The 4094-nt window shown below is 36.2% G+C and carries 2 protein-coding genes and 1 pseudogene; all 3 read left to right on the forward strand.

Annotated features, from left to right (window positions below; all coding sequences use genetic code 11):
* On the forward strand, window positions 1-978 hold a 978-nt coding region (locus ACIQ2S_RS11840; RefSeq protein WP_396176250.1), incomplete at its 5' end, for an alpha-amylase family glycosyl hydrolase.
* A 22-nt stretch (window positions 979-1000) separates the two neighbouring features.
* Window positions 1001-1498: a hypothetical protein gene (locus ACIQ2S_RS11845; RefSeq protein ID WP_396176252.1), complete on the forward strand. Its 498-nt coding sequence runs from the start codon at window positions 1001-1003 to the stop codon at window positions 1496-1498.
* Between the two features lie 177 nt (window positions 1499-1675).
* Window positions 1676-4094, forward strand: a pseudogene (locus ACIQ2S_RS11850) (metallophosphoesterase); the annotation flags it as partial.

The following is a 4094-nucleotide window of genomic DNA, read 5'->3' on the forward strand; positions in this document are numbered from 1 at the left end:
TACGAACAAGAAGTAGCCGAATTGGATGAATTTTTCAAACGAACCGGTTATCCTCGAGCTCCGAAATATTATATCATGAAATGGTTGGCAGATTACATCACCGATTTCGGAATTGACGGTTATCGCGTGGATACTGTCAAACATACCACCGAAGATGTTTGGGCAGATTTTTCTAAAGTTTGTAAAGACGTGTTTGCACAGTACAAAAAAGACAATCCTAAAAATGTGTTGGATGACAACGAGTTCTTTTTGGTTGGTGAAGTGTATGGTTACGGAATCAATGGCAGACAACTCTACAATTTTGGCGATAAAAAAGTAAACTATTTTGAAAACGGATTTGCGTCGCTCATCAATTTTGATTTTAAAGGCGATGCTAACAAACCCTATCAAGAACTCTTTTCAAACTATTCCAACATTTTGAATTCCGATTTAAAGGGATTGAGTGTCATGAATTACGTGACTTCGCACGACGACGGTTGGCCGTTTGACAAGAAAAGAGAAAAAGCAATTGATGCCGGAACCAAATTGTTATTAACTCCCGGAATTTCACAAGTATACTATGGCGATGAAACTGCACGTTCGCTAGAAATAGCAGGAGCTGAAGGCGATGCTACCTTGCGTTCGTTTATGAATTGGGAAGACATACCAACCAATGCAGCAACGAAAACAGTACTGACTCATTTTCAAAAAATTGGTCAGTTTCGAAAAAACCATCCAGCGATTGGAGCGGGAATTCACAAAGAAATTTCAAAAGCTCCGTTTTATACGTTTAGCCGAACTTTTACCAAAGGTGATTTTACCGATCAAGTAGTAATTGGTTTGGAATTACCATTTGGAAAAAAAGAAATCAATGTTTCTTCTGTTTTTGAAGACGGGACGGAAGTTCACGATGCATTTTCAGGTATTTCAAGTGTTGTAAAAGACGGAAAAGTGGAGATTGATAGTCAGATGGGGATTGTTTTGTTGGAGCGGAAGTAAACTAACCTAATCTCAAAATGAAATGCAAAAATTTAAAAATTTTCTTTTACTTGTATTAATATCTAACTTTTCATTTGCACAGATTAATCAAAATGACAGTTTGAATAGTTTTAAAACGGATTGTGAAAAAATAAAAATAAACGACTCTTTAATTGTTAAAGCAGGAGATTATGTTTTAGACAAACAAAAGAAAATAAACATTTCCAAAACATTACTAGACTCAACAAATATAAAATCTATCTACGCTATTCAAAATCCTTGTGAAAAAATTCACAGTGGTTATCGAAGTGCTTATATAATTGAAAGAAAAGAACAATTTGCTCTCCTAAAATTAGATGATTATGTCAAAAACATTCAATCGAAAAATACCGATTATGACAAATTCCAAGTTATTATTAACGGAAAATTAATTGATGATTATTCCGAGTATTTAATTGAGGTAACTAAAAAAACAAAGTTCATTATAACAAAGGATGAGTTAAGAGAGAAGAAGATAACAATAAGAATAGAACAAAATTAATTACTTCACTGCTAATGCGAGCGTCTCGCTCGTAACAAATTTCACTAGAGCAAAAATACTTTTTCAAGCACAAAAAGCGTTTATACTCCCAAAGGTTGTAAACGCTTTCTTTTTGAAGACTTTTTGAGCCGAGTTTTATTCCTATATTTGAAAAGTAAATCCCAAAATTACCATTGAATGACTTTTGAAAGAACCTTTTACACCCAAACACTTCTTTCAACACTACTCCTGCTGGTTTTTACAAGTTTGTTTATCGGTTGTACGACCTCCCAAACACAAATGGGTAGTCAAGCTACTTCTTTTTACAACAATCAATCGTTGGATACGACAACCATTGCCTACTCGGTCATATTTACCGGCAATGCGGCCAACACCTTGAACGATGAAGCAACAGCCAACTTGAATTCTCTGAAGAAAAGATTGGAAAATGCTTCTGAAAACAGCTCACTGGTATTTTTAGGTGATAACATTTTTCCCATTGACGATACACCCATTAGGAATTTGGAAACGAATGTTCAAGCGACAGAAAAAATTAAAAAACAACTCGACCTTTCACAAAAATTCAAAGGTTCCGTTTTTATGATTCCGGGCGAAGCAGACTGGGGCTATGGCTTGAACGGATTATTATCGCAAGAAAAAATTATTCAAAAATATTCGAAGAAAAAGAGTGAATTACTTCCCAAAAACGGCTGTGGAATAGCGTCTGAATCACTCAGCCCAACCGTTGAATTGATTACCATTGATTCGCAATGGTTCATGGAAGATTGGGATAAACATCCGGAAATAAACAACGGTTGTACCATCAAAACCCGTGAACAATTTTTTGAGGCTTTTGAAACGATGCTTCTTCAAAACCAGCAAAAAACGATTGTGTTAGCCATGCATCATCCCTTGTTAAGCAATGGCGTTTATGGTGGACACTATTCGCTGAACCAACAGTTATTTCCCTTTGATAATTCAGTCCCACTTCCCATTGCAGGATCGTTTATTAATTTGATTCGAAAAGCGAGTGGTTATAATTCTCAAGATATTCAAAACATCATTTACAGTGCATTCGTTCAAAGAATTAAAATCACGGTTCAGAAATACGACAATATTTTAGTAGTTTCCGGCCACGAAAAAAATATGCAATACCTCAAAAGAGAGGGTATTCAACAAATAATCAGTGGTTCCGGAGCGTATGTTGCTCCTGCAAAAGCAGTAGAACCCACCGATTTCAGTTACGGTGGTTTTGGCTACGCAGTTTTGGATGTTTATGCAACCGGTGCTTCAACCATTTCCTATTACACCACTATCAACAGAAAAGAAGTGTTGCTTTTTAAGCAAAAAACCAGAGACCCACAATACAACAGCAAAAATGAATCGTATCCTAAAAAATTTGACTCAACTAAACAAACGTCTGTTTTTGGAAAATCGGTTGTAGAAAGAGGTCCGTTTTACAAATTCCTTTGGGGCAACCATTATAAAAAGTACTATCAGCAACAAATTTTGGTTCAAACAGCCACATTAGATACCTTGTATGGTGGTTTGAAACCCATTGGTTTGGATACTGAAAATACTACAGGTTCCCTTTATTTTTCAAGTAAAAAAGGAAAAGAATATGTGATGATTCCCTTACAAAAAGATGCTGCATCTTTCTTTAATTCCCTCGTTTACAAAAACCAATTAACGAAAGACAAAAGCAAAAATGAACTAACGGAAAGTTTTCTGATGGATTATTTTACCGCCATTCACCCTTTTATGCCGTTGGTTCTTCCCGATTTGTCAAAAGCAATTGGCGTTCAAGCCATGCAACCGGAATTACTCTACATTCCCAAACACAAAGTTTTAGAAAACTACAACGAAAATTTTGGTGACGCTTTGTATTATTTAAGTGAAAAACCTTTAAACAGTATTGGAACCGATGCTATGCTTCACTTGATTCACACCAACAAAAGCCATCAGGTAGACACCCAAAATTACCTGCGTGCACGACTTTTGGACATGCTTATTGGCGATTGGGACAGAAATGCTGAAAATTGGCAATGGAGTGTGCATCAAGAGCAAGACAAAACCATTTACAGACCCATCCCATTAAACAGAGATCAGGCATTTGCAAAATACGACGGGACTTTTTTAGGACTTTTGAAAAGCATTCCCGCCATGGGTCAGATGCAATCCTACAGTTACAATTTGAAACAAATTAAAAAATTCAATTTGCAAGTTTACCCGCTCGATTTGGCACTTTTGGCCGATTGTGATGAAAAAATGTGGCTCGAGCAGGTACAATTCATCAAAGAACATCTGACCAATGAGCAAATCAATCAAGCATTTGCAAATCTTCCTTCGGAAATAAAAGATGAAACCAACTCCACGTTGAAATTGTATTTAAAAAACCGTTTGGATAAATTGGATCGTACTGCCAAAAGCTATCACAAATTATTAGAGAAAAAAGGAGTCGTTGTGGGCACTCTTGAAGACGATGTATTTGTCATCAATCGACTTTCAGGCGGCAGAACTTCTGTAGTAGTTTACAATGGCAAAAAAGTCCCCGGCAACATTGTTTTTGAAAAAACCTTTTCGAAAAAACATACCAAGGAAATTTGGTTATTCGGAT

It is taken from the genome of Flavobacterium sp., assembly GCF_044371705.1.
Classification (GTDB): domain Bacteria; phylum Bacteroidota; class Bacteroidia; order Flavobacteriales; family Flavobacteriaceae; genus Flavobacterium.

Bases quoted from the DNA above. Each gene is read 5' to 3' on its own strand.
- ACIQ2S_RS11845 (WP_396176252.1), top strand. From the start codon at position 1,001: ATGCAAAAATTTAAAAATTTTCTTTTACTTGTATTAATATCTAACTTT.